The sequence below is a fragment of the Mesorhizobium sp. B2-7-2 genome (genome assembly GCF_006440775.1).
Classification (GTDB): Bacteria; Pseudomonadota; Alphaproteobacteria; order Rhizobiales; family Rhizobiaceae; genus Mesorhizobium.
Window position 1 is genome coordinate 21,794 of the sequence record NZ_VFTZ01000005.1, and the last position, 25,682, is coordinate 47,475.

Consider the following 25,682-nt stretch of genomic DNA (forward strand, 5'->3'; position numbering starts at 1 on the left):
GCTCATGACCATTTCGAATTCCGTGCCGATCACTCCCGAGCTCGTCGCCGCGCATGGGCTGAAGCCGGACGAATACCAGCGCATTCTCGATCTGGTCGGCCGCGAGCCAAGCTTCACCGAGCTCGGCATCTTCTCGGCGATGTGGAACGAGCACTGCTCCTACAAGTCCTCCAAGAAATGGCTGCGCACGCTGCCGACCAGCGGCCCGCAGGTCATCCAGGGTCCGGGCGAAAATGCCGGCGTGGTCGACATCGGCGACGGCGACTGCGTCGTCTTCAAGATGGAGAGCCATAACCACCCCTCCTACATCGAACCTTATCAGGGTGCCGCGACCGGCGTCGGCGGCATCCTGCGCGACGTCTTCACCATGGGCGCGCGGCCGGTGGCGGCAATGAACGCGCTGCGCTTCGGCGCGCCGGATCACCCCAAGACCCGGCACCTTGTCGCGGGCGTGGTTTCGGGCGTCGGCGGCTACGGCAATTCCTTCGGCGTGCCGACCGTCGGCGGCGAGGTCAATTTCGATGCCCGCTACAACGGCAACATTCTGGTCAACGCCTTCGCGGCGGGTCTTGCCAAGACCAACGCCATCTTCCTGTCCCAGGCCAAGGGCGTCGGCCTGCCGGTCGTCTATCTCGGCGCCAAGACCGGGCGCGACGGTGTCGGCGGCGCCACCATGGCCTCGGCCGAATTCGACGATAAGATCGAGGAGAAGCGCCCGACCGTGCAGGTCGGCGATCCCTTCACCGAAAAATGCCTGCTGGAGGCCTGTCTCGAGCTGATGGCGTCGGGCGCCGTCATCGCCATCCAGGACATGGGTGCGGCCGGCCTCACCTGCTCGGCCGTCGAGATGGGCGCCAAGGGCGATCTCGGCATCGAGCTCGACCTCGACAAGGTGCCGGTGCGCGAGGAGCGCATGAGCGCCTATGAGATGATGCTGTCGGAAAGCCAGGAGCGCATGCTGATGGTGCTGCGCCCCGAGAAGGAAGAGGAAGCCGAGGCGATCTTCCGCAAATGGGGTCTCGACTTCGCCATTGTCGGCAAGACCACCGATGACCTGCGCTTCCGCGTCATCCATCAGGGCGACGAGGTCGCCAACCTGCCGATCAAGGAACTGGGCGACGAGGCGCCGGAATATGACCGCCCCTGGGTCGAGGCGAAGAAACCAACGCCGCTTGCCGCGAACGACGCGCCGAAGGCCGATGTCGCCGACGCGTTGCTCAAGATGCTGGGGGGACCGGATCTCTCCTCGCGCCGCTGGGTGTGGGAGCAGTATGACACGCTGATCCAGGGCAATTCGCTACAGCTGCCCGGCGGCGATGCCGGCGTCGTGCGCGTCGAAGGTCACCCGACCAAGGCGCTGGCCTTCTCCTCCGACGTCACTCCGCGCTACTGCGAGGCCGACCCTTACGAAGGCGGCAAGCAGGCCGTGGCCGAATGCTGGCGCAACCTGACGGCGACCGGCGCCTTGCCGCTTGCCGCCACCGACAACCTCAATTTCGGCAATCCGGAGCGGCCCGAGATCATGGGCCAGTTGGTGGGCGCCATCAAAGGGATCGGTGATGCCTGCCGCGCTCTCGGCTTCCCGATCGTGTCCGGCAATGTCTCGCTCTACAACGAGACGAACGGCCGCGGCATCCTGCCGACGCCGACGATCGGCGGCGTCGGCCTCATCGCCGACTGGTCGAAGATGGCGCGCATCGGCTTTGCCGCCGAGGGCCAGATGATCGTGCTGGTCGGCGCGCCGCCAACATGGGGCAGCCATCTCGGCCAGTCCGCCTATATGCGTGACATCCATGGCCGCGCCGACGGTCCGCCGCCGCCCGTCGACCTCGCGCATGAGAAGCGCGTCGGCGACCATGTGCGCTCGCTGATCGCTTCCGGCGTCGTGACATCGGCCCACGATGTCTCCGACGGCGGCCTGGCGATCGCGCTCGCCGAAATGGCGATGGCCTCCGGCATCGGCGCCACCATCCCCGGCCTCACCGGCACCGACCCGATTCCGGTCTGGTTCGGCGAGGACCAGGGCCGCTATCTGCTGACGCTTTCGATCGATCCGCAAAGCGGCGAATGGGACAGGATCCGCGATGCGCAGGGCAAGCTCGGCATCTTCGCGCCGTGGATCGGCACCACCGGCGGACTTGAATTGAAGCTGGGTGACGCGCGGCCGATCCCGGTCAGTGAATTGACCGCCGCTCATGAGGGCTGGTTCCCACGCTTCATGGACCAGGCCAGTTGACCAGAAGCATGTCTCCCGAAAGTGTGCAGCGGTTTCGGGAAAAAGACATGCTTACAACAAGCGACTTAAATCATGTCGCATAAATCCTTTTTTATGCGACATGATTTAACCGCCAGGGCGCTGATTGCAGTCGTCTTCTGGCCGTCCCTGTTCTTCTTCTGGTTTCTCGGCCCGTTCGTCCTGTTCCTATTGTCGACGACCTCGAGCGAGGTCTGCCCGCGGCTGGAAACCCGCGCCGAGTTCCTGGCGGCGGCAAACGGCACGCTGCCGATGCTCATCTTGCAGACTCTGGTCTACGCAGTTCCAATCGCCTGCCTCGTGCTGTGGAACAGGCTTTCTCCGGAGCCGGCGCGGGCAAGGCACATCGCAACCTGCATGAAACTCTTTGCCGTCGCCGCGGTGGTCGGGGCGGTTTGGGACTATGGCTCGTCTTTGATCTGCGACGGCTACGGTCAGGCTTTCTTCTCAGCCGCATGGCGGATGACGAGCTATCTTCCGATCGTCAGCCTGCTGATCAACATCCCGCTCTACGTGCTGGTCTTCAGCCTCGGCCGCGCGTATTCGACGCGCGATGACATCACCGAAGACGGCGTGGTTCATCCGAGCCAGGAGAATTCTTAGGCTTCCTCCTGCGACGGAACGGCTTCAATCCGGGCTGGAAAGGTTCTAGGCTCACCCCGAGTCACACCACACAGCCTGCCCGCTTGAAACAGGATTTTGCCATGGCAATGGATGCCCACGACATCGAAAAACTGATCAAGGAAGGCATTCCGGACGCCAGGGTGACGATCCGCGATCTGGCCGGCGACGGCGACCACTACGCGGCCGAAGTGGTGGCCGAGAGTTTCCGCGGCAAGAGCCGCGTCCAGCAGCACCAGATGGTCTATGACGCGCTGAAGGGCAAGATGGGCGGCGTGCTGCATGCTCTGGCGCTGCAGACCGGCGTTCCGGACTGAAGGTTGCTTCGCTTCCGCTACCGGCGTGCCCGCAAGTGGCGGCTTGGCCCAAAATCGCGTTATCCCTTGCGCCATTGGGCCAGCGTCACGGCTAACGTCTTGTTTCAGCCAACCTATGGGTTTATTTGAAGGACATGCTTCGAGCCTGACTCCCACAGGCATGAAAGGATTGTCCATGACCGGCATCAACGACTACATCGACAATGAAGTGAAGAGCAACGACGTCGTGCTCTTCATGAAGGGCACGCCCGGTTTCCCGCAATGCGGGTTCTCCGGCCAGGTGGTGCAGATCCTCGACTATATCGGGGCCGACTACAAAGGCGTGAACGTGCTCGACTCGGCCGAACTGCGCCAGGGCATCAAGGATTATTCCAACTGGCCGACCATCCCGCAGCTCTATGTGAAGGGCGAATTCGTCGGCGGTTGCGACATCGTGCGCGAGATGTTCCAGGCCGGTGAATTGCAGGATTTCCTGGTCGAAAAGGGCGTCAGCGTCAAAGGCGCCGCCTGATCGGACTGCGTCGGCGATCGGCCGGCGGACACTAACTTCCGGGGCCGCCCCACCTCGGCATTGTAGTTCTCGGATTTGAGAACGAGACGAATGGATGCGCCGGTAATCCGGCGCATGTTCGTTTGAAGAATCGGATTTCGCGGTGGACAAGCAGGCAGCAGCGCAGCAATCGGCAACAAGCTTGCCCATTCCGCGCTGGGAATTCATCGCGCTCTGCGCGGCACTCATGGCGCTCAATTCCCTGGCCATCGACATCATGCTGCCGGCGCTTCAGCAGATCGGCGCCTCGCTCGGCGTGGAGAGCGAGAACCACCGCCAATATGTCATCACCGCCTATATGCTTGGCTTCGGCGGCGGACAGCTTTTCTTCGGACCCATTTCGGATCGCTTCGGGCGCCGTGCGCCGTTGGTCTTCGGCCTGGTCGTCTATGTTGCCGCCGCGGCTGCCGCCGCCATCGCGCCGAGTTTCGCCCTGTTGCTCACCTGCCGCCTGATACAAGGCTTCGGCGCGGCGGCGACCCGCGTCATCGCCGTTTCGATCGTGCGCGACACGTTCGAAGGTCGTCGCATGGCAGAGGTGATGTCGCTGATCTTCATGGTGTTCATGGCAATTCCGGTGATCGCGCCCGGCATCGGCCAGTTCGTCATGCTGTTTGCCAGTTGGCACTGGATTTTCGTGACCATGGCCGTCGGCGCGCTGGTCGTGTCGGCGTGGGCTCTGTTGCGCCTGCCCGAGACGCTGCATCCGGAATATCGCCGTCCGCTGACGGTAAGCTCCGTCGCCGGCGGCTTCCGCATCGTGCTCACCAACCGCCTCACGCTTTGCTACGCCTTTGCCAGCACCTTCATCTTCGCGGCCATGTTCGGCTTCATCAGCTCGGCACAGCAGATCTATATCGACGTCTTCCATGTCGGCGAATTATTCCCGCTGATCTTTGCCGGCGTCGCCGGCGTGCTGGCTTTCTCGAACTATCTGAATTCGCGGCTGGTCGGACAGATCGGCATGCGCCGCCTGTCGCAAGGCGCGCTGCTTGTCTTCCTGTGCATCAGCCTTGCCTGGCTCGTCGTCTCGCTGGAGATGCGGATGCCGCTCTGGCTCTTCATCGCGTTTTTTGCCGGCGCGATGCTGCCGTTCGGCGGACTTGGTGCGAATTTCAACGCTTTGGCCATGGAGCCGCTCGGCGAACTTGCCGGCACCGCCGCGTCCATCCTGGGCTTCATGCAGACCTTCCTCGGAGCCATCATCGGCGCGCTGATCGGCCAGGCCTATAACGGCACGGTGACGCCTCTGGCCGCCGGCTTCTGCAGTGTCTCGGTCGCGGCTCTGCTGATGATCCTGATTGCCGAGCGTGGCAAGATGTTCCAGCCTCAAAATCCCCCCGTTTCAGGGCACGTCACCGATCTGCATTAGCTGTTATCTGGCAGACGGCGCCGGCCTTAGCGCAGCAGGATTGCCCTATTCCGCCCAGAGCTCGCGACGCAACTCGTCCCAGCTTTGCTTGTCCGGTGCCACCAGCAGGCCGCCATCGACATGCGAGGGCAGGTAGGCGCTGCCGTCGACGCGCGCGACATGGCCGCCGGCTTCCTGATGGATCAGCGCGCCCGCCAGATGATCCCAGGGCATCAGCTTGTTGTAGAGCACGAAATGGGCATGGCCGCTGGCCAGAAGCCGGTATTCATGCGCCGCGCAGCGATAGGCGAATTGCGACAGCGTCTTGGTCTGGTTGCGGGCAAGCCGCGAGCGTTCAGGCTCTTGGAGAAACTGCCAGGAAACGGAACCGGTCATCTGCGACATCGGCACCGGTGCCGCGACGCGAACCTTCTCCAGCGCGCCATGCGCGTGGCGGATATGGCTGCCGGCGCCCTTGGACCCGATCAGCCAGTCCTTGCCCACCGGATCATGGATGATGCCGGCGACGGTCTCGCCGTTGACGACCACGCCGGCCATGACGCCGAACAGCGGCACGCCGGACGCGAAGTTGAAGGTGCCGTCGACCGGATCGATGACGAAGGCAAGCGCGGCATCGCCAAGCCCCGACAGCAGCGCCGGATTGTCGGAGCAGGCTTCCTCGCCGACCACCATGGCGTCGGGATAGCGCTCGCGCAGCCTGGCGGTGATCAGCCTCTCGGCGTTGACGTCCGCCTCGGTGACGAGGTCGGCGGCGGATGTCTTCTGGCGCACGTCACCCTCGCCCAGCCGGCGGAAGCGCGGCATGATTTCGGCGTTTGCGGCATCGGCGAGAAGCTCGGCCAGCCAGTCGATCGCGTTATCGTCAAATCGCATCGGGTATGTCTTGTCCTGGGTTTGAGTCGAGCCCCGCGAAGTCGAACAGCTTCCTGTCCAGGAGATGCGAGGGCCTTACATTGGCCATGGCGCGGATCATCGTGTCCTTGCGGCCCGGCATGCGCTTCTCGATGTCGTCGAGCATCGCCTTCATGGCGTTGCGCTGCAGCCCTTCCTGGCTGCCGCACAGATCGCACGGGATGATCGGAAATTTCATCGCGATGGCGAATCTTTCGAGATCGGCCTCAGCGCTATAGGCGAGCGGCCGCAGCACCATGACGTCGCCCTCGTCATTGAGAAGCTTGGGCGGCATGGCGGCAAGACGCCCGCCATGGAACAGGTTCATGAAGAAGGTCTCGAGAATATCCTCGCGGTGATGGCCAAGCACCAGCGCCGAGCACCCTTCCTCGCGCGCGATGCGGTAGAGATGGCCGCGCCGCAGCCGCGAGCAGAGCGAGCAATAGGTGCTGCCCTGCGGCAGCTTTTCGGTCACCACCGAATAGGTGTCCTGGTATTCGATGCGGTGGGCGATGCCGTTGCCGTTGAGATAGTCGGGCAGGATGTGCTTCGGGAAATTCGGCTGGCCCTGGTCGAGATTGCAGGCAAGCAGTTCGACCGGCAGCAGGCCGCGCCATTTGAGGTCGAGCAAAAGCGCCAGCAGGCCGTAGGAATCCTTGCCGCCCGACAGCGCCACCAGCCAGCGTTCGCCCGGCTTCACCATGGCGAAATCCTCGATCGCCTGGCGGGTGAGCCTCAAGAGCCGCTTGCGCAGCTTGTTGAACTCGACCGAGGACGGCACGTCGCGAAACAGCGGGTGGAAACCGCCGTCGGTCTCGTCGCCGATCGGGTCGAGCGTTTTGACATCTGGCAGCATATTCATGGCGCCGGCTCCGCGTTGTCAGCGCTCGGCTTTAGAGCATTTTGCAGCCGAGTGAAATCACATGGCGTCGCATAAATGCGGCCGAAGTGAATAGCCCTGACCGCCAAAGAAAAGGCCGCCTCGAGAGGCGGCCTTGAATGCTGCGGCTGATTGATACCGATCAGCGCGAGTAGAATTCGACGACCAGGTTCGGTTCCATCTGCACGGCGAACGGAACGTCCGAAAGGCCGGGAACGCGAGCGAAAGTCGCGGTCATCTTGTTGTGGTCGGCTTCGATGTAGTCCGGCACGTCGCGCTCGGCGAGGCCGACCGATTCCAGCACAATGACGAGCTGCTTCGACTTCTCGCGCACCTCGATAACGTCGCCCGGCTTGCAGCGATACGAGCCGATGTTCGTGCGCTTGCCGTTGACGTTGACATGGCCGTGGTTGACGAACTGACGGGCGGCGAAGATGGTCGGTACGAACTTGGCGCGGTAGACCACAGCGTCGAGACGCGACTCGAGCAGGCCGATCAGGTTCTCGGAGGTGTCACCCTTGCGGCGGTTGGCCTCTTCATAAACCTTGCGGAACTGCTTTTCCGAAACGTCGCCATAATGACCCTTCAGCTTCTGCTTGGCGCGCAGCTGCAGGCCGAAGTCGGAAAGCTTGCCCTTGCGGCGCTGGCCGTGCTGGCCGGGGCCGTATTCACGCTTGTTGACCGGGGACTTCGGGCGGCCCCAGATATTTTCGCCGAGACGGCGGTCGATCTTGTATTTCGCGGATTCGCGCTTGCTCATCGCATTCCCTTTCAAAACAATATACCCGGAACCCCATGGCTCCGGGCGAAGGAAACGCGCCCTCCTCTGGCCTCCGTTTTCGAGACCTGACAGGGTTTTCCACGCAAAGCGACGGAAAACCCACGGGACACGTCAAAAGAAACCACCGGGCGTCGCCACCCGGTGTTGGTGGGCCTGTTAAACAGAGATTTAACCGGTGTCAAGCTTACGGCTGGCAGCGCGGGTCGCAACCCGATAACATTTCCCGCGTGGCGTGCGGTGCCGGTTGTGGCGAAGGCCGTCGGCAGCAGAGCGGCTTGTGCTTTCAAGGAGCCGCGCTGCTCTGCCATCTTAATGAAGGGACTGGAGCAGAGGAATTCCCATGAAGAAGTTCTTCCTTACCCTGACCGGGGCCGCCGTATTGGCGGGATCTATGGCGGTCATGACGCCGGAACCTGCCATGGCCAGGCATTGGAGCGGCCACAGGCAGATATGCCGCGTCGTGGTGACGAAAAGAGTGGTCTGGCGCCACGGCCATCGCCACGTCATCCGCTACAAGACCAAACGCTGCTGGTGGCGCCGCTAGCTCATCTTGCGCCAAAAGGGGTTGACGGAGGCCCGCGGCCGACGCCGCGGGCCTTTCATTCGACCTACGACTTCTTGCTGGGCAGACTTTTGCGCTTGGTCTCGGCGAACTCTTCGAGCTGCTTTTCGCTCATCGATTCATACATTTCGCGCGAAGCGCCCTTGAGCTCGCTCTTCTTCGTCTCGCCGCGCTTGGCGGACAGCGCTGCGCCGGCAGCCTTTTGCTGGGCTTGCGATTTGGCGGGCATGGCGATTTCTCCTTTGCTGTGAGAAGAAACGCCGGGCTGAACCGGCAGTTCCAGCGGCAGCGGCTCGGCCCGCCGGTCCGCTTGAGCCGCTCGTCAGACAGCCGGCCTTGGCGGTATCGCCGGCAAGCCTTCCCGCGCCCGGAATGCCAGTGTAGGACGGTTGCATGAAATCGCTTACCGATCCCTCACAGGCGCTCTCCACCGGCCTTGCGAAAATCCGCGCAGAATTCCATGTGCCGGATGGATTTCCGACTGCGGTAGTGGCCGCGGCGGAGGCGGCGGCAAAGCGTGTGCCCGGGCAGCATGCCGACCGGACGGCAATACCCTTCGTCACACTCGATCCGGCGAGTTCCACCGATCTCGACCAGGCCTTCTCGATCGAGGTCAGCGGCGGCGATCTTCTCCTGCACTATGCCATTGCCGACGTGGCCTGGTTCGTCGAGGACGGCGATACGATTGATGGCGAAGCCTGGGGCCGGGGCGAGACGTTTTATCTGCCGGACGGCAAGACCGGGCTCTACCCGCCACTGCTTGCCGAGGCCGCGGCGAGCCTGTTGCCCGATGGACCGCGTCCGGCGGTCGTCTTCACGGTTCGGGTTGCTGGAGACGGTGCGGTGAAGCTGGACGGCGCGGAGCGGGCAATCATTCAAAGCCGCGCCAAGCTCGCCTATGACAGCGTCAAGGCCGCCGACGTTCCGGCCGGCTTCGCGGAACTGGCGCGGCGCATGGCGACGAACGAAGAGCGCCGCGGCGCTTCGCGCGTCGATCCGCCCGAGCAGGAGGTGGAAAGGCTCGTCGACGGCACGTTCCGGCTTTCGTTCAGGCCGCTGCAGCAATCCGAGCAGGACAATGCAGCACTTTCGCTGGCCGCCAATATCGCGATTGCCGACGCCATGCTGGCGCACAAGACCGGGTTGTTCCGGGTGATGTCGGGGCCGGATGCTTCCAAGGTGCAAAGGCTGCGCAACGCGGCACAGGCGCTCGGCCTGCCCTGGCCAGCCTCCACCAGCTTGCGCGACTATCAACGCACACTCGATCCGGCCGACCCGAAACAGGCGGCGCTAATGCTGGAAATCCGCCGCGCGGGCAATGGCGCGTCCTACCAACCCTATCAGGAGGGCATCGTCCCCTGGCATGAGGCGATGGCCGCGACCTACGCGCATGCCACCGCGCCGCTCAGGCGGCTGGCCGACCGCTACGTCGTGCGCTGCGCGCTGGCGATCGCCAACGGCCAGCCCGTGCCGCAGGCCGTCACCGACGCCTTCGCCAGATTGCCGAAGGTGATGGGGCGTGCGGATGCCCGCGCCTCGCAGATTAATCACGCTGCCATCGACCTTGCCGAGGCCGTCATGCTCAAGGGACATGAGGGCGAGACGTTCAAGGCCATCGTCACCGACTTCGTCGACCATGGCGTGCGCGTGCAGCTTGCCGATGTGCCTGTCGTTGCCAATGTAAGGGCCTCAGGGCTCCGGCAGGGAGACGGCCTGACGCTAAAGCTGGTCTCGGCCGACCCGGATCAGCGCAGCATCGTCTTCGAGCCCGCCACCCCCCTTGAGCACTAAGGTGCGGTCAGCCCAAAACCCTGGATGAGCCGCCTCGTGGCGAAATCCACCTTGCCCGAGGTGAAGACGGCCAGATCGGGCTCGCTGTCGCCGGATGTCTCCCCAACGGGTTCGAGCAGCGACATGGCGCGCCGCGCAATCGCCTCGGCGGGATCTATCCAGTCGACCGGCCAGGGCGCGGTCTTGCGCATGCGGTTGGCGAGGAACGGGTAATGCGTGCAGGCAAGCACGACGATGTCGGTGCGGTTGCCGTCGCGCTCGATGAAGCAGGGCGCAGTTTCGGCGCGCACGGCTTCCTCGTCGACGAAACCCTGGCGCATATAGATCTCGGCCAGCCCCGCCAGCCGATCGCTGCCGACCAGGCGCACATGGCATTTCTGCGCCCACTTGCTGATCAGGTCGCGCGTGTATTGGCGCTTCACCGTGCCGGGCGTCGCCAGCACCGAGACCAGGCCGGAGCGGGTGCGTTCGGCGGCCGGCTTGATCGCCGGAACGGTGCCGACAAAGGGATGACCGGGGAATTTGTCGCGCAGCGCATCGATCACCAGGGTCGAGGCGGTGTTGCAGGCAATGACCGAAATCGCCGGCTGAAGTCGGTCGAGCAGTTTGCCGAACAGCGCAAGAATGTGTTCCTGGAGCGCCGGTTCCTCCCAGGCGCCATAGGGAAAAGCCGCGTCGTCGGCGACATAGACGAAGCGGCGGTCGGGCATCAGCACGCGCGCCTCGCGCAGCACGGTCAGCCCGCCGACGCCTGAATCGAACATCAGGATCGGGCGCTGGCTTGATCGATCGCTCATTGTCATCCGGTTATAAGAAGCGGCAGGGCCCGGAATTGGACCGACGCGCTTCTATCGCGAATGATCGTGGTCTTGAAGAGGCGAATGCGAGCAGCTTTCGCGCAATCGCTAGAGCAGGATGCCGAAAAGTGTGAAGCGGTTTTCGGACGACATCATGCTCTGTCTCACTCATATCCCGCGCTTGCCGAAACCGGCGGGGCGCGGCCTGCCGAAGGGCTGCGGCGCGGGCGGAATGCGAGCGGCTGAAGCGGCAACCGCGGCGCGTGGAGCGGCCGGCACAGCGGTGCGTGCGGCGCGCGTCGATGCCGGCAGCGGGCCATCGAAGTCGAAGACATCGGTCAATTCATCGATGTTGCTGCCCGCGACGGGCTTCGCCCACCAAATCGTGCACCAGAGGCCGAATACCGAAAGCCCAAGCAGGTTCAGCCCGCCGGGAATGCTCTCGGGATCGTCGAATTTGACGACCAGCAGCACGCCTGCCTGCAGAAGGGCATAGACGGCCGAAAGGGCGATGTAGGCCCACAGGATCCAGCGGCGTCCGTTGGCGTCGCGGGAGCGGCACGAGGCGATGTTGCCGCGAAGCGCGACGAAGATGAGGGAGGCGATGAGCACCGCGCCTGCCATGCCCTGGCGCGCCGGGCCGGGTCCTGAATTGATCAGCCCTTCGAAGCCGATCGTGCTGACAATGCAGATGACGATCACCACGGTTTCGGCTACGGCGAGACCGAGAGAGTAAAGGAAAAAGCGCAGTCGACCAATATTGGACGTAAACATGTGCCACCCCCACTATTGCAGCAAGGATGAGGCGCAACCGAATAAAATTCGGTTACTTCAAATGCTCGCAGCTTACCGATCTTAACTTTCTTCGTCTTTGGCGCGACTGCGCGCGCCGGCCGGCAACCGTCTCGGATCGTCCCCGGGCGAGCCATCGCCCCGCGGCATGGCCGGCGAGAACCGGTCGAGCGAGGAGATGATGCCGCGCAGAACCTTGATCTCGGGTTCGGCGAAGCCCGCGCGCGTCAGCACCGCGCGCAGATTGTCGACCATCTTCGGCTTCTTTTCTTCGGGGCGAAAATAGCCGCGCGCTTCCAGCGCGTTCTCGAGGTAGGCGAACAGGCTGTGCAGCTGCTCCTTGGGCGCCGGCGCCAGCTCCGGCCCGGAGAAGTTGGTCTGTGTCTCGTCGGCGAGGCCGGACTTCATCCATTCATAGGACATGAGCAGCACCGCCTGGGCGATGTTGAGTGAGGAAAAGCTGGGATCGACCGGAAAGGTGACGATCTCGTCGGCGAGCCCGACCTCGTCATTATAGAGGCCGAAGCGCTCGCGGCCGAACAGGATACCGGTGCGCAGCCCCGCCTCGCTGCGCGCCCTGAGCGCCCTGCCCGCTTCCACCGGACCGCGCACCGGCTTGAAGCCGTCGCGCTCGCGCGCTGTCGTGGCGAAGACGAAGTTCAGGTCGGCGACCGCCGAGGGCAGATCGTCGAAGACCCGGGTAGCGTCGATGACGTGGTCGGCGCGGCTGGCGGCTGCGCGCGCCTTCTCGCTCGGCCAGCCGTCGCGCGGGTTGACCAGCCTGAGCTCGGACAAGCCGAAATTCGCCATGGCCCGCGCGACCATGCCGATATTCTCGCCGAGCTGCGGCTCGACCAGGATGATCGCCGGTCCGGCGGAAGCGATCTTGGTTGTGTCTTCGAAGGCTGGCATGGCTTTGGGTAACCGGGGTTTGCGGCGTTTCGGCGTCCCCTGCCACATCCGGACCGGAAAATGAAGCATTCACAACAGCGGCACCCGTCTGCCACGGCGCGGATCGCGGTTTGCGCGCTGAAAAAGCCTTTGATATACGCTCCGCATCCCCGGCCGAAGCCATGCGGGCAAGGCCGTTCAGATCCCCCAGCAACGAGGCATTCTTTCCATGGCGAAGATCAAGGTGGCGAACCCGGTCGTCGAGCTCGACGGCGACGAGATGACCCGCATCATCTGGCAGTTCATCAAGGACAAGCTGATCCACCCCTATCTCGACCTGAAGCTGGAATATTACGACCTCGGCATCGAGCACCGCGACGCCACCAACGATCAGGTGACGGTCGATTCGGCCAATGCCATCAAGAAATGGGGCGCCGGCGTGAAATGCGCGACGATCACCCCCGACGAGGCGCGCGTCGAGGAATTCAAGCTGAAGAAGATGTGGAAGTCGCCCAACGGCACCATCCGCAACATCCTCGGCGGCACCATCTTCCGCGAGCCGATCATCATGAAGAACGTGCCGCGCCTGGTGCCGGGCTGGACCAAGCCGATCGTCGTGGGCCGTCATGCTTTCGGCGACCAGTACCGCGCCACCGACTTCCGCTTCCCCGGCAAGGGCAAGCTGACGATCAAGTTCGTCGGCGAGGATGGCCAGGTGATCGAGCACGACGTCTATGACGCGCCGGGCGCCGGCGTGGCCATGGCTATGTACAATCTCGACGAGTCGATCCGCGAGTTTGCCCGCGCCTCGCTGAACTACGGCCTGTTGCGCAACTTCCCGGTCTACCTGTCGACCAAGAACACCATTCTCAAAGCCTATGACGGCCGCTTCAAGGATATCTTCCAGGAGGTGTACGAGAAGGAGTTCGAGGCCGAGTTCAAGGCAAGGAAGCTCTGGTACGAGCACCGCCTGATCGACGACATGGTCGCCTCCAGCCTGAAATGGTCGGGCGGCTATGTCTGGGCCTGCAAGAACTATGACGGCGACGTGCAGTCCGACACCGTGGCGCAAGGCTTCGGCTCGCTCGGCCTGATGACCTCGGTGCTGATGACGCCGGACGGCAAGACGGTGGAGGCGGAAGCCGCACACGGCACCGTGACGCGCCACTACCGCCAGCACCAGAAGGGCGAGGAAACCTCGACCAATTCGATCGCCTCGATCTTCGCCTGGACGCGCGGCCTCGCCCACCGCGCCAAGCTCGACGACAATGCCGAGCTCAAGCGCTTCGCCGAGACGCTGGAGAAGGTCTGCATCCAGACGGTCGAGAGCGGTTTCATGACCAAGGACCTGTCGCTGCTGATCGGTCCCGACCAGCCCTGGCTCTCGACCACCGGCTTCCTCGACAAGATCGACGAGAATTTGCAGAAGGCCATGGGGTAAACCCACATTCGGCATACAGAAGGCTCCGAAAGGAGCCTTCTTTTTCGATACTCCGACGAGCGCAGGGAGAGCTGATCGATGGCCAAGCCAACTCTCTACGGCGCGGACTACAGCGTTTATGTGCGCATCGCGCGGATGGCGCTGGAGGAGAAGGGCGTCGTCTACGAGCTGGTGCCGCTCGACATCTTCGCTGCCGAGGGCATTCCCGCCTGGTATCTGGAGCATCATCCGTTCGGCCGCATACCGGCCTTCGAGCACGACGGTTTTCGTCTGTTCGAGACCGGTGCGATCACGCGCTATGTCGACGAAGCCTTCGACGGCCCGGCCTTGCAGCCGGCCGACGCGCGCGGCCGCGCCAGGACGGTCCAGATCAGCGGCATGCTCGACGCCTATGGTTATCGCGCCATGGTCTGGGACGTGGCGGTCGAGCGGCTGGAGAAGGTGCCGCCGGATGAGGCGCTGATTGCCGGCGGGCTGAGCCGGGCTGAGACGGTGCTCAAGGTTCTGACCTCGCTGAAGGCTAAGGGCCCGTGGCTGCTAGGCGAGCAACTGACACTGGCCGACCTGCACGCGGCGCCGATCATCGCCTATTTCCTCAAGGTCGCGGAAGGACGCGATCTGCTGGCGCGCTTTGCGGATATCCGGGATTGGTATGCGCGAATAGCTGGACGGTCGAGCTTTGCGCGGACAGAAAAGGCTGGCTGATAAGAATCAGGACGGTCAAGGGACAGCCCCCTCTGTCCTGCCGGACATCTCCCCCACTTGGGGAGAGATCGGACGGCGCATCGGCTTTCGCCAATCTCCCACGTTGAAATATAACCGCGCAGAAAAAGGCGAGTGGCTGACGCAGCTAATCTCCCCTCTTGTGGGGGAGATGTCCGGCAGGACAGAGGGGGGCGCTGTCCCGCCAAGCGTGCGGTAAATTCAAACCCGCTCGCTTAAGCTGCCTCCAGCGCCGCTCTCACCGCCGCGATCGCGTCGTTGGCCTTCGACGCGTCGGGGCCGCCGGCCTGCGCCATGTCGGGCCGGCCGCCGCCGCCCTGGCCGCCAAGCGCGGCGGACGCGACGCGGACGAGATCGACGGCGCTGAAGCGGCCGGTCAGATCGTCGGTGACGCCAACGACCACGCTTGCCTTGTTGTCCTCGCCGGCGCCGACAAAGACGACCACGCCGGAGCCGAGCGTCTTCTTGCCGGCATCCGCCAGCGGCTTCAGGTCCTTCGGCGCGACGCCGCTGACCGCCTTGCCGAGGAAGCCGACGCCTGCGACAGTCTCGTTGGTGGGCGGAGCATCGGATACGGCTGGGCCTGCGCCAAGCGCCAGTTTCTTGCGCGCTTCCGTAAGCTCCTTTTCGAGCTTCTTGCGCTCTTCAAGCAATGTTTCGACGCGCGACGGCACATCGGCCGGCGCGATTTTCAAGGTCGCTGCCGCGGCTTTCAGCCGCCTGTCCTGCTCGTCCAGATGCTTGCGCGCCGCCTCGCCGGTCAGCGCTTCGATGCGGCGCACACCGGCCGCCACCGCGCTGTCCGACAGGATGCGCACCAGGCCGATATCGCCGGTCGATTTCACATGCGTGCCGCCGCAAAGCTCGACGGAATAAGGCCGATTGGCCTTGGCGCCATGCAGGCCGGTGCCCATCGACACGACACGCACCTCGTCGCCGTATTTCTCGCCGAACAGCGCCATGGCGCCCTCGGCGATCGCGTCGTCGACCGACATCAGCCGCGTCGTTACCGGGCTGTTCTGCACGACGATCTCGTTGGCCATGCGCTCGACCTCCTCGAGATCCTCGGCCGAGATCGGCTTGTTGTGCGAGATGTCGAAGCGCAGCCTTTCGGGCGCAACCAGCGAGCCCTTCTGCGCGACGTGGGTGCCCAGCACCTCGCGCAGCGCCTCGTGGACGAGATGCGTCGCGGAGTGGTTGGCGCGCAGCCTCGAGCGGCGGGCATGATCAACCTTCAGCTCGACGGCATCACCCGTCTTGACCGTGCCTTTGGCCACCTTGCCGAGATGCACGAACAAACCATCGGCCTTCTTCTGCGTGTCCGAGATCTCGATTGAAAAACCCTCGCCGGAAATCACGCCGGTGTCGCCCATCTGACCGCCGGATTCGCCGTAGAACGGCGTCTGGTTGACGACCACGGCGACCGCATCGCCCTGGCTAGCGCTGTCGATGGTCTTGCCGTCCTTGACCAGGGCCTGGACGATGCCTTCCGCTTGCTCGGTCTCATAGCCGAGGAATTCGGTCGCGCCGGTCTTTTCGCGTACCGAGAACCATACCGTTTCGGTCGCGGCCTCGCCCGAGCCAGCCCAATGCGCGCGCGCCTCGGCCTTTTGCCGCTCCATCGCGTCGGTGAAGCCGGCGATATCGACCGAGATGCTGCGCTGGCGCAGCGCATCCTGCGTCAGATCGAGCGGGAAGCCATAGGTGTCGTAGAGCTTGAAGGCCGTCTCGCCGTCCAGCATGTCGCCGGCTTTGAGCGTCTCGGTCGCGTCCGAAAGCAGGCCGAGGCCGCGCACCAGTGTCTTGCGGAAGCGTGTTTCCTCAAGCTTCAGCGTTTCGGTGATCAGCGCCTCGCCGCGCACGAGCTCGGGATAGGCCTGGCCCATCTCGCGCACCAGCGACGGCACCAGCTGCCACATCAGCGGCTCCTTGGCGCCCAGCAGCTGCGCGTGGCGCATGGCACGGCGCATGATGCGGCGCAGCACATAGCCGCGCCCCTCGTTGGACGGCAGCACGCCGTCGGCCACCAAGAACGAGGACGAGCGCAGATGATCCGCGATGACGCGGTACGACCCGACGTTCTCCTGGCTTGGCCCCTGGCCGAGCGCGGAGGACGCAGCGTCGATCAGATGCTTGAACAGGTCGGTCTCGAAGACGCTTTCGACGCCCTGCAGGATAGAGGCCATGCGCTCCAGGCCCATGCCGGTGTCGATCGAGGGACGCGGCAGGTCGACGCGCTCATCCTTGGTCACCTGCTCGTATTGCATGAACACCAGGTTCCAGAATTCCAGGAACCGGTCGCCATCCTCTTCCGGGCTGCCGGGCGGTCCGCCCCAGATATGCTCGCCGCGATCGATGAAGATTTCCGAGCACGGGCCGCAGGGGCCGGTGTCGCCCATCGCCCAGAAATTATCCGAGGTAGGAATCCGGATGATGCGATCGTCCGAGAAGCCGGCGATCTTCTTCCAGTAAGTCGCCGCCTCGTCGTCGGTATGGTAGACGGTGACGAGCAGCTTGTCCTTCTTGAGGCCGAAACCCTTGGTGATCAGGTTCCACGCAAGCTCGATCGCGCGCTCCTTGAAATAGTCGCCGAACGAGAAATTGCCGAGCATCTCGAAGAAGGTCAGATGGCGCGCGGTGTAGCCGACATTGTCGAGGTCGTTGTGCTTGCCGCCGGCGCGCACGCTCTTTTGCGCGGTAGAGGCCCGCGAATAGGGACGCTTCTCCAGGCCCGTGAAGACGTTCTTGAACTGCACCATGCCGGCGTTGGTGAACATCAGCGTCGGATCGTTGCGCGGCACCAGCGGGCTGGAGGCGACGATCTCGTGGCCCTCCTTGCGGAAGTAGTCGAGGAATGTCGACCGGATGTCGTTCACGCCACTCATTGCATACTGCCTTTTTCGCAAGAACCGCCGGCCCGGCCGGCGGCAAATGGGCTTTGGTGTTTCAGAAGATAGATTGGCCTTTTAGCGATAGCTCTTGTGCCTGTCCAGAAACACGCAAAACAGGCGTGTCGCTCAAAACTGCGCAAGCGGTTTTGGGAAAACGACATGCATAAGCATGGACCAAAGCGCATTGCCTGAATTCATTGCAGCGTGGCCAATCGGCCGACGAGCGGCGGCTCAGCGCTGCCCGCGAAACGCAAAACCGCCGGCACGAAGGCCGGCGGTTCGGGTTACGCAATACAAGAACTCGGTTACATAAGCATAAGACGATAAACCAGGATTGTGGCCGAACTCCGGCTAAGCCAACCAACTATTCTCAGCCGCCCTCGGGTCGCGCAGAGCGCAAAATCCCAGGCGTAAACACACTTTACAGGGCGCCGGCTTCGTCCTCGAAACCGTCGTCACCGCCTTCCGAGCCGCCATTCTCGAGGAATTTCTCAGCGATCAGCCCGGCATTCTGGCGCAATGCAAGCTCGACCTCACGCGCCGTGTCGGGATTGTCGCGCAGGAACAGTTTTGCGTTCTCGCGACCCTGGCCGAGGCGCTGGGAATTGTAGGAGAACCAGGCGCCCGACTTCTCGATGACGCCGGCCTTGACGCCGAGATCGATCAGCTCGCCGGTCTTCGACACGCCCTCGCCATACATGATGTCGAACTCGACCACCTTGAAGGGCGGGGCCAGCTTGTTCTTCACCACCTTGACGCGGGTCTGGTTGCCGACGACCTCGTCGCGGTCCTTGACCGAGCCGATGCGGCGGATGTCGAGGCGCACCGAGGCGTAGAATTTCAGCGCGTTGCCGCCGGTGGTCGTCTCGGGCGAGCCGAACATGACGCCGATCTTCATGCGGATCTGGTTGATGAAGATGACCATGGTGTTGGAACGCGAGATCGAGGCGGTCAGCTTGCGCAGCGCCTGGCTCATCAGGCGAGCCTGAAGACCGGGCAACGAATCGCCCATCTCGCCTTCGATTTCAGCGCGCGGCGTCAGTGCCGCCACCGAGTCGACGACCAGCACGTCGATGGCGCCCGAACGCACCAGCGTGTCGCAGATCTCCAGCGCCTGCTCGCCGGTGTCGGGCTGCGAGATCAAAAGGTTCTCGAGGTCGACGCCAAGCTTGCGGGCATAGACCGGATCGAGCGCGTGCTCGGCATCGACGAAGGCGCAGATGCCGCCCTTCTTCTGGGCTTCCGCCACCGTGTGCAGCGCCAGCGTCGTCTTGCCCGAGCTTTCCGGCCCGTAGATCTCGATGATGCGGCCGCGCGGCAGGCCGCCGACGCCGAGCGCGATATCGAGGCCGAGCGAGCCGGTCGGCACGGTTTCGATCTCGACCACCTGCTCGTTGGCGCCGAGCCGCATGATCGAGCCCTTGCCGAACGCGCGCTCGATTTGCGACAGCGCCGCGTCCAGAGCCTTTGATTTGTCCACTGCCTTATCCTCTACAAGCCGCAAAGAATTCTGAGCCATGATACATCACCCCTTGGTCGTCAATGAAGGCCGGACAATCCGTGATCCCTGCTTGTTTTGTACCTTTTTTGTTCTCATTTGGCAAGGGGCAACAAATATCTGAAAAATAATCAATATCTGGATTTGTTCTATTTTTGTCTCACCAGGGCTGGTACGGGGTGCAACCACCGGTCCAGAAGAGATTTCGATATCCGGCCGTCCGAATCGCGACCCCGATTGCAGGGCGACCTGAGGAAACCTAGACCAATTGCAGGAAAAGTGCGTAGCGGTTTTCCGTCCAGGATAAAGACTTAGGGCAGTTCGGCGATTCCGTGAAACGCTGAACCGCTCTAGTGTGCGCAGCCGCACGACCAACGAAAGTCACCGACCCGAAATGCCGACATCCCCCACAATCTTGGCGCTTGGCGGCGCCCATATCGACCGGCGCGGCCAGGTTTCGGGCGTCTATGTGCCCGCGGCTTCGAATCCCGGCATCATGCGCGAGGACGTCGGCGGCGTGGTTTTCAACGCGCTGCGCAGCGTGGTGAAGCGCGGCGTGTCGGCCTCGCTGATCTCGGTGCGTGGCGGTGACGCTGCGGCGGACACGGTCGCCTCGGCGATCGACAGCGCGGGGATAAAAGACCTTTCGGTGGTGTTCCTCGACCGCACGACGCCGAGCTACACGGCGCTGATCGATGCCGAAGGCGAGTTGATCGTCGGGCTTGCCGACATGGCGCTCTACGACCTTGCCTTCCCCAAGCAAATAAGGCGTGCCAAGGTGCGCGAGGCGATCGCCGCCGCCGACGCCATCCTGTGCGATGCCAACCTGCCGACGGCCGCGCTGGAGCGCCTGCTGGCGCTTGCCGGCGGTCGGCCGGTCTTCGCCATCGCCGTCTCGCCGGCCAAGGTCGTCCGCCTGGCGCCGCTGCTCGACCGTCTGTCGCTGCTCTTCATGAACCGCCGCGAAGCCGCCGCGCTGGTCGGCGCGGGACCATCCGGCAAGACCCTTGTCGACGCGCTCAGGCGCGCAGGCCTGAATGCCGGCGTGGTCACGTCCGGCAGCGCTCCGGTGCTGGGCTTCGACGACACCGGAATCTTCGAGATCGACCCGCCCACGGCGCGCAAGGTGGCCGACGTGACCGGCGCCGGCGACGCCTTGACCGGCGCAACCGTCGCCGCCTTGCTGCGCGGCCTGCCATTGCGCGCCGCGCTGCGCGAAGGCCTTGCCGCGGCGATGCTCGCCATAGAGTGCCCGCAGGCGGTGCCGTCCTTCACGATCGCCAACTTCACGCAGGCGCTTGCCCTTGTGCCGGAGCCGCGGGAAGTGGCATAGGGCCATCCACTGCCGGAGCAATCCCTTCGGATCGGAGACAGCCATGACGCCTGATACCGCCCGCCCTTTCGTCGATATCCATCCGCCCGTGGCGGAGGCGCTTGCCGCCGGCCGGCCGGTGGTGGCGCTGGAAAGCACCATTATCACCCACGGCATGCCCTACCCCGACAATGGCGCCATGGCTGCCAAGGTCGAGCAGATCATCATCGATGGCGGCGCGGTACCGGCGACGATCGCCGTGGTCGAGGGCCGCATCAAGATCGGCCTCTCCGACGGCGAGCGCGAATCGCTTGCCATGACGGGCGACGCCATGAAGCTGTCGCGCGCCGATCTCGGTTTCGCGGTCGCTCAAACGCGTACCGGCGGCACCACGGTCGCCGCCACCATGATCGCCGCGCATATGGCCGGCATAAAAGTGTTCGCCACCGGCGGCATCGGCGGCGTCCACAAGGGCGCTGAGAAAAGCTTCGATGTCTCTGCCGACCTCGACGAGCTGGCGCGCACGCCGGTCATCGTCGTCTCGGCCGGCGCCAAGGCGATCCTAGACATCGAAAAGACGCTGGAAGTCCTGGAAACGCGCGGCGTGCCGGTTATCGGCCATGGCTGCGAGACGATGCCCGCCTTCTGGTCGAGGCAGTCGCCCTTCCGCGCGCCGCTGACCCTTCATGCGCCGGAAGACATCGCGCATTTTTACCGCACGCGTCAGGCGCTGGGCTTGGGCGGCGGCATCCTCGTCGCCAACCCGGTGCCGCAGAATGACGAAATCCCGGCCGCCGAGATGGACGGCTATATCCAGGCCGCGCAAAAAGCGGCCGAGGCGCAAAACGTCACCGGCAAGGCGGTGACGCCGTTCCTTTTGTCGAAGATCCTGGAGCTGACCGGCGGCCGCAGCCTCAAGACCAACATCGCGCTGGTCGAGAACAATGCGCGGCTGGCGGCGGAGATCGCCAAAGCTTTATAGGGCAGAATCTAATCCCCTCAGCTTTGAATCCGTTCTACCGGTTGAATGCAGGGCTGAATTTCAGCTGTCCGTTGGCGGGTTCGCTCTGGAAAGGCAGTGATTGCACATATTGCGCGGGCAGATCTTGATAGCTCAAGTTGCCGTCGCTTCTGAAGCCGAAGCGCCCGTAATAGGCCGGATCACCGATCAACACGCAGCCTTTTGCTCCGTTCGCCCTGAGGATTGCAAGCCCTTCGTTAATCAATGCACTTCCGATGCCTTGCCGCTGCTTATCCGGCCATACAGATACCGGACCAAGCCCGTACCATCCATGGCTTTCAGCTCCAATTGTCACTGGTGAGAAGGCCACGTGTCCCACAATGTCTCCGCCGCTGACGGCAACAAGTGAAACCGTCAGGTCGCCATCATTCCGCAACGCGGTAATGATCGGGGCCTCCGAACCATCGCTAAACGACATGGGTTCGAAAGCGGCAATAGTCAGGTCGTGAATGACCCGCACGTCGCCAGGTTGCTCTGGTCTAATGATTACTGCCATGAAAAATTGGGCTTTAAGTACGGTTAAATCAGGTTCTTGAGCGCTGCGGAAATCTCGCCGCGACGATACAGACTTGCAAACTACCGTTCTCTCAGCAAGGTCGCCAATGACCGCTTCCGCCGGCATTGGCGTGCCAGCTGCTGGCTGAATTTTAACGCCGGGGTTATTACTTCCCCGCCCTTCGTCCCGCTTCATAAGCCCGCTGCGCCCACACCGCCATCTCGTCCGGATCGTCGAAGGCCTCGTCGGGAACGCTCCAATATGGCATCGCCACCTCCTTGCCGCGACGCGAGCCGGTATAGGTCCACTGGCGGCAGCCGGCGGCTTCGAAGTCTGGGATGCTCTCCTCGTCCGCCTTCAGCATCAACTCGCCACGCACGACGACCGCGACGATGACGCCGTCGCAATAGATGCCCTTGCCGTCGAACAGTTTTCGGATGGCGATCGGTCCCAGGCTTTCGAACAGTTCTTCAAGACGCGCATTGTCCATGCCGCGATCATCTCATCCGTCACCGGCCTTGTCATCGCCGCAACCAAAAGCATGCTGACAGGTTGAAACCTGGAAACGGAGTTCCCGTCATGCCCGTCCTGCTCAAAGGCTCCTGCCGCTGCGGCGCCGTCCGCTTCGAGGTGGAAAGCCACACGCCCGTGCCGTTCATGCTCTGCTACTGCTCGATCTGCCGCAAGCAGCAAGGCGGCGGCGGTTTCGCCATCAATCTCGGCGCCGACTACGAGACGCTTGATACCAGGGGCAAGCGCAATCTCGGCGTCTACCGGGCCGAGATCGAGGATGACGAGCATCCGCATTGCGAGGTCTCGACCGGCGAGCGCAATTTCTGCAGGAAATGCGGCGCAGCACTCTGGCTCTACGACCCGACGTGGCCGGACCTCGTTCACCCCTTCGCTTCGGCGATCGACACCGACCTGCCGAAACCGCCGGAAAAGGTGCATCTGATGCTGAAATACAAGGCGAACTGGGTCGAGCCGGTCGTCGGCAAGAACGACAAGGTATTCGACGTCTATCCGGAGGAATCGATCGCCGACTGGCACAAGAGAACCGGCATGTGGGTTGATTAGGGCAATTCCAGCAAAGCTGCGCAGCGGTTTTCCGCCCGGGAATAATATCAAGCCAGCTGTCTGGCGACAGGAGGCAGAAATGAACCTCACGACGCACAAGAAATTCAAAGGCGATCGTTTGATGCCTTGGGGCAAGGGCACGGTCGTCTCGGACGCCAAGGGATATGTTTTTCTGTCCGGCAACACCGCCACCGTCGACGACTACGATCCGTCGAAACACCAGGGCGGCGCTGTCGGCGACGCGGCAACGCAGTGGCGCGAAATCCTGGCCAACGTCAAGTCGGATCTGGAGGAACTCGGCAGCTCGCTCGACCACCTGGTCAAGGTGACGTTCTACGTCAAAGGGCCTTTTCCGTCCGGCGGCGTTCTCAGCTCACCCAACTTTCGTCTGGACGTGCTGGACGAATTCTTTGCCGAACATTGCCCGAAGCATTGCAGCTACAACAACCCGCCGCCATCGGAGGTGATCGGTGTCGCCGCCCTGGCGCAACCTGACCTCGTCGTCGAGCTTGTCGTCATCGCCGCGCTGCCGGACTGAGTGGAAGCGCTGGCGGGCCTGGTCAAGCCGAGGCGCGTGCCTCGGCAAGCGCCTTGAGGTCGGCCGGCTTCAGCTCGACGGATTCGCCGCAGCCGCAGGCCGAGCTCTGGTTCGGATTCTTGAAGGTGAAGCCGGTGCGCAGCGTCGTCTGCTCGAAATCCATCTCGGTGCCGAACAGGAAAAGTGCCGCCTCCGGCGCGACATAGACATGCGCGCCGTCGCGCTCGATATGGTCGTCCTTGGGATTCGGCTCGGTCACAAGGTCAACCGTGTACTCCATGCCGGCGCAGCCGCCCTTCTTGATGCCGAGCCGGATGCCATGCGCACCTTCCCGCGTGGCGACGATCTCGCGCACCCGGTCGGCGGCCTTTTCGGTCATCGTGATGACGGCGAAGCGTCCCATATCTTTCCTACTCCATTCCATGCAGGTTCAACGCCTGCCGAATGATTCTCACCTAAAATGGTGAAGTTTTACAACTGGCGCAAGGTACAGGCCTCAATACCATCCGACCGCGACCTGCGCCTCTTCCGACATCCGGTCGGGCGTCCATGGCGGATCGAACACCATAGCGACCTCGACACCGGACACGCCTTCCACGGCGCCGACGGCGTTCTCGACCCAGCCCGGCATCTCGCCCGCCACCGGGCAGCCCGGCGCGGTCAGCGTCATGTCGATCTTGACTGAGCGGTCGTCCTCGATGTCGATCTTGTAGACGAGGCCGAGCTCGTAGATGTCGGCCGGGATTTCCGGGTCGTAGACGGTCTTCAGCGCCGAAACGATGTCGTCGGTCAGCCGCGCCAGCTCGTCGGCGGGGATCGCCGAGGCCGAAACGATGCCGTTCGCGGCCGTTTCCGGCGCTTTTTCCGCGGTGGTGCTCACGTCGTCCATCATCGTCACCCGAAGAACTTTCGCGCCTTTTCCAGCGCCTCGGCCAAAGCGTCGACTTCGGCCCTGGTATTATACATGCCGAACGATGCCCTGCATGTGGAGGTGACGCCGAAGCGTTTCAACAGCGGCTGGGCGCAATGCGTTCCGGCCCGGACCGCGATACCTTGCCGATCGATCACCATCGACACGTCATGCGCATGGATACCTTGCAATTCGAACGAGATGATGGCGCCCTTGCCGGGCGCGTCGCCGAAGATGCGCAGCGAGTTGATGGCGCGCAGCCGCTCATGCGCGTAAGTCTTGAGGTCCGCCTCATGCGCGGCGATGCGCTCGCGGCCGACCTTCTCCATGTAGTCGAGCGCGGCGCCCAGGCCGATCGCCTGCACGATCGGCGGCGTGCCGGCCTCGAAGCGGTGCGGCGGCTCGTTGTAGGTGACGATGTCCTCCGTCACCTCCTCGATCATCTCGCCGCCACCCATGAAGGGCCGCATCTGTTCCAGCCTGTCCTTTTTGCCGTAGAGCACGCCGATGCCCGACGGGCCATAGACCTTGTGGCCAGTGAAGACGAAGAAATCGCAGTCGAGATCCTGCACGTCGATCGGCATGTGCACGGCGCTCTGGCTGCCGTCGACGAGCACGGGAATTCCGCGCGAATGCGCGATGCGCACGATCTCCTTGATCGGCGTCACCGTGCCCAGCGCATTGGACATCTGGGTGATGGCAACCAGCTTGGTGCGGTCGGTCAGGCGTTTTTCGAATTCCTCGATGTGGAAGGCGCCGAGATCGTCGACCGGCACCCAGACGAGCTTGGCGCCCTGCCGCTCGCGGATGAAATGCCACGGCACGATGTTGGAGTGATGCTCCATGATCGACAGCACGATCTCGTCGCCCTCGCCGATCCGCGGCATGCCCCAGCCATAGGCGACCGTGTTGATCGCCGATGTGGTGTTGGAGGTGAAGACGATGTTGTCGGTGCTCGGCGCATTGAGAAACCGCTGCACCGACTTGCGCGCATTCTCATAGGCGTCCGTCGCGGCGTTCGACAGGAAATGCAGGCCGCGATGCACGTTGGCGTATTCCTGGGAATAGGCGTGCTGGATGGTGTCGAGCACCACCTGCGGCTTCTGCGCCGAGGCGCCGTTGTCGAGATAGACCAGCGGCTTGCCATAGACCTGGCGCGACAGGATCGGGAAGTCGCGGCGGATCGCCTCGACGTCGTATGGGCGGCCGTCATCCTCGGGCTTGTCCCGAGGATCTATTGCCTTCTCATCGACGGAATCGACCATCACTTTACTCC

27 protein-coding genes are annotated in these 25,682 nt (G+C 63.4%); 13 read left to right on the forward strand and 14 right to left on the reverse strand.

Going from position 1 to position 25,682, the window contains the following annotated elements:
* The first annotated feature begins 4 nt into the window (after positions 1 to 4).
* The 5 genes from purL (at position 5) to FJ425_RS08575 (ending at position 5,114) form a co-directional block, all read left to right on the forward strand.
* Positions 5 to 2,236, forward strand: a complete 2,232-nt coding sequence (gene purL, locus FJ425_RS08555) for a phosphoribosylformylglycinamidine synthase subunit PurL (protein WP_140627570.1) — start codon at positions 5 to 7, stop codon at positions 2,234 to 2,236.
* 93 nt (positions 2,237 to 2,329) lie between these two features.
* Positions 2,330 to 2,857: a hypothetical protein gene (locus FJ425_RS08560; RefSeq protein ID WP_140627568.1), complete on the forward strand. Its 528-nt coding sequence runs from the start codon at positions 2,330 to 2,332 to the stop codon at positions 2,855 to 2,857.
* A 101-nt stretch (positions 2,858 to 2,958) separates the two neighbouring features.
* The gene (locus FJ425_RS08565) at positions 2,959 to 3,192 is read left to right on the forward strand and encodes a BolA family transcriptional regulator (RefSeq protein ID WP_140542647.1); all 234 of its coding nucleotides are present in this window, start codon (positions 2,959 to 2,961) and stop codon (positions 3,190 to 3,192) included.
* 175 nt (positions 3,193 to 3,367) lie between these two features.
* Positions 3,368 to 3,703: a Grx4 family monothiol glutaredoxin gene (gene grxD, locus FJ425_RS08570; protein ID WP_059185116.1), complete on the forward strand. Its 336-nt coding sequence runs from the start codon at positions 3,368 to 3,370 to the stop codon at positions 3,701 to 3,703.
* A gap of 142 nt (positions 3,704 to 3,845) precedes the next feature.
* Complete coding sequence (locus tag FJ425_RS08575) at positions 3,846 to 5,114, forward strand: multidrug effflux MFS transporter (protein ID WP_140627566.1); 1,269 nt, start codon at positions 3,846 to 3,848, stop codon at positions 5,112 to 5,114.
* Between the two features lie 45 nt (positions 5,115 to 5,159).
* Here the strand turns inward: FJ425_RS08575 and FJ425_RS08580 are convergent, their stop codons facing one another.
* From FJ425_RS08580 to rpsD, 3 genes are all read right to left on the reverse strand, one after another.
* The gene (locus tag FJ425_RS08580) at positions 5,160 to 5,987 is read right to left on the reverse strand and encodes an inositol monophosphatase family protein (protein WP_140627565.1); all 828 of its coding nucleotides are present in this window, start codon (positions 5,985 to 5,987) and stop codon (positions 5,160 to 5,162) included.
* Positions 5,977 to 6,861, reverse strand: coding sequence for a tRNA 2-thiocytidine(32) synthetase TtcA (gene ttcA / locus FJ425_RS08585; RefSeq protein WP_181164845.1), 885 nt, complete (start codon positions 6,859 to 6,861; stop codon positions 5,977 to 5,979). The genes FJ425_RS08580 and ttcA overlap by 11 nt, the downstream gene beginning before the upstream one ends.
* Before the next feature lie 166 nt (positions 6,862 to 7,027).
* The gene (gene rpsD / locus FJ425_RS08590) at positions 7,028 to 7,645 is read right to left on the reverse strand and encodes a 30S ribosomal protein S4 (RefSeq protein ID WP_140627561.1); all 618 of its coding nucleotides are present in this window, start codon (positions 7,643 to 7,645) and stop codon (positions 7,028 to 7,030) included.
* A gap of 361 nt (positions 7,646 to 8,006) precedes the next feature.
* Between rpsD and FJ425_RS08595 the strand changes: the two genes are divergently transcribed.
* Positions 8,007 to 8,210, forward strand: coding sequence for a hypothetical protein (locus FJ425_RS08595; RefSeq protein ID WP_140542642.1), 204 nt, complete (start codon positions 8,007 to 8,009; stop codon positions 8,208 to 8,210).
* A gap of 64 nt (positions 8,211 to 8,274) precedes the next feature.
* Here FJ425_RS08595 and FJ425_RS08600 read toward each other — a convergent pair whose 3' ends face one another.
* Positions 8,275 to 8,457 (reverse strand): DUF3008 family protein, encoded by a 183-nt coding sequence (locus tag FJ425_RS08600; protein ID WP_095765193.1) that lies wholly within the window; start codon positions 8,455 to 8,457, stop codon positions 8,275 to 8,277.
* 164 nt (positions 8,458 to 8,621) lie between these two features.
* Here FJ425_RS08600 and FJ425_RS08605 point away from each other — a divergent pair, with 164 nt between their 5' ends.
* Positions 8,622 to 10,019: an RNB domain-containing ribonuclease gene (locus FJ425_RS08605; protein ID WP_140722752.1), complete on the forward strand. Its 1,398-nt coding sequence runs from the start codon at positions 8,622 to 8,624 to the stop codon at positions 10,017 to 10,019.
* On the opposite strand, the gene murI is transcribed toward FJ425_RS08605, so the two are convergent.
* From murI to FJ425_RS08620, 3 genes are all read right to left on the reverse strand, one after another.
* Positions 10,016 to 10,816, reverse strand: a complete 801-nt coding sequence (gene murI, locus FJ425_RS08610; protein ID WP_140542640.1) for a glutamate racemase — start codon at positions 10,814 to 10,816, stop codon at positions 10,016 to 10,018. The genes FJ425_RS08605 and murI overlap by 4 nt on opposite strands.
* A gap of 168 nt (positions 10,817 to 10,984) precedes the next feature.
* Positions 10,985 to 11,590: a hypothetical protein gene (locus FJ425_RS08615; RefSeq protein ID WP_140542639.1), complete on the reverse strand. Its 606-nt coding sequence runs from the start codon at positions 11,588 to 11,590 to the stop codon at positions 10,985 to 10,987.
* Positions 11,591 to 11,671: 81 nt separating this feature from the next.
* Positions 11,672 to 12,520, reverse strand: a complete 849-nt coding sequence (locus FJ425_RS08620) for an RNA methyltransferase (RefSeq protein ID WP_140722755.1) — start codon at positions 12,518 to 12,520, stop codon at positions 11,672 to 11,674.
* Positions 12,521 to 12,728: 208 nt separating this feature from the next.
* Between FJ425_RS08620 and FJ425_RS08625 the strand changes: the two genes are divergently transcribed.
* Positions 12,729 to 13,940, forward strand: a complete 1,212-nt coding sequence (locus tag FJ425_RS08625; protein WP_140722758.1) for an NADP-dependent isocitrate dehydrogenase — start codon at positions 12,729 to 12,731, stop codon at positions 13,938 to 13,940.
* A gap of 78 nt (positions 13,941 to 14,018) precedes the next feature.
* The gene (locus FJ425_RS08630; RefSeq protein ID WP_140722761.1) at positions 14,019 to 14,645 is read left to right on the forward strand and encodes a glutathione S-transferase family protein; all 627 of its coding nucleotides are present in this window, start codon (positions 14,019 to 14,021) and stop codon (positions 14,643 to 14,645) included.
* Between the two features lie 233 nt (positions 14,646 to 14,878).
* Here FJ425_RS08630 and alaS read toward each other — a convergent pair whose 3' ends face one another.
* Together alaS and recA are read right to left on the reverse strand one after the other, a co-directional pair.
* A complete protein-coding gene (alaS, locus tag FJ425_RS08640; RefSeq protein WP_140722764.1) occupies positions 14,879 to 17,548 on the reverse strand; it encodes an alanine--tRNA ligase in 2,670 nt (889 codons plus the stop codon).
* A 427-nt stretch (positions 17,549 to 17,975) separates the two neighbouring features.
* On the reverse strand, positions 17,976 to 19,073 hold the full coding sequence (gene recA, locus FJ425_RS08645) for a recombinase RecA (protein ID WP_095765184.1): 1,098 nt from the start codon (positions 19,071 to 19,073) through the stop codon (positions 17,976 to 17,978).
* A gap of 373 nt (positions 19,074 to 19,446) precedes the next feature.
* Here recA and FJ425_RS08650 point away from each other — a divergent pair, with 373 nt between their 5' ends.
* The gene (locus FJ425_RS08650) at positions 19,447 to 20,385 is read left to right on the forward strand and encodes a carbohydrate kinase family protein (protein ID WP_140722767.1); all 939 of its coding nucleotides are present in this window, start codon (positions 19,447 to 19,449) and stop codon (positions 20,383 to 20,385) included.
* Positions 20,386 to 20,428: 43 nt separating this feature from the next.
* Positions 20,429 to 21,346 (forward strand): pseudouridine-5'-phosphate glycosidase, encoded by a 918-nt coding sequence (locus FJ425_RS08655; protein WP_140722770.1) that lies wholly within the window; start codon positions 20,429 to 20,431, stop codon positions 21,344 to 21,346.
* A 34-nt stretch (positions 21,347 to 21,380) separates the two neighbouring features.
* Here FJ425_RS08655 and FJ425_RS08660 read toward each other — a convergent pair whose 3' ends face one another.
* Both FJ425_RS08660 and FJ425_RS08665 read right to left on the reverse strand, forming a co-directional pair.
* The gene (locus tag FJ425_RS08660; RefSeq protein WP_140723071.1) at positions 21,381 to 21,881 is read right to left on the reverse strand and encodes an N-acetyltransferase; all 501 of its coding nucleotides are present in this window, start codon (positions 21,879 to 21,881) and stop codon (positions 21,381 to 21,383) included.
* A 166-nt stretch (positions 21,882 to 22,047) separates the two neighbouring features.
* Positions 22,048 to 22,371, reverse strand: coding sequence for a TfoX/Sxy family protein (locus FJ425_RS08665; protein ID WP_140627536.1), 324 nt, complete (start codon positions 22,369 to 22,371; stop codon positions 22,048 to 22,050).
* Between the two features lie 89 nt (positions 22,372 to 22,460).
* Here FJ425_RS08665 and FJ425_RS08670 point away from each other — a divergent pair, with 89 nt between their 5' ends.
* A complete protein-coding gene (locus tag FJ425_RS08670; RefSeq protein WP_140627534.1) occupies positions 22,461 to 22,958 on the forward strand; it encodes a GFA family protein in 498 nt (165 codons plus the stop codon).
* Between the two features lie 79 nt (positions 22,959 to 23,037).
* A complete protein-coding gene (locus FJ425_RS08675) occupies positions 23,038 to 23,496 on the forward strand; it encodes a RidA family protein (RefSeq protein WP_140627532.1) in 459 nt (152 codons plus the stop codon).
* 22 nt (positions 23,497 to 23,518) lie between these two features.
* On the opposite strand, the gene sufA is transcribed toward FJ425_RS08675, so the two are convergent.
* The 3 genes from sufA to FJ425_RS08690 form a co-directional block, all read right to left on the reverse strand.
* On the reverse strand, positions 23,519 to 23,899 hold the full coding sequence (gene sufA, locus FJ425_RS08680; protein WP_140627530.1) for a Fe-S cluster assembly scaffold SufA: 381 nt from the start codon (positions 23,897 to 23,899) through the stop codon (positions 23,519 to 23,521).
* Positions 23,900 to 23,992: 93 nt separating this feature from the next.
* On the reverse strand, positions 23,993 to 24,385 hold the full coding sequence (locus FJ425_RS08685) for an SUF system Fe-S cluster assembly protein (protein WP_095765178.1): 393 nt from the start codon (positions 24,383 to 24,385) through the stop codon (positions 23,993 to 23,995).
* Between the two features lie 5 nt (positions 24,386 to 24,390).
* Positions 24,391 to 25,671 (reverse strand): cysteine desulfurase, encoded by a 1,281-nt coding sequence (locus FJ425_RS08690; protein ID WP_246673187.1) that lies wholly within the window; start codon positions 25,669 to 25,671, stop codon positions 24,391 to 24,393.
* Positions 25,672 to 25,682 lie beyond the last annotated feature (11 nt).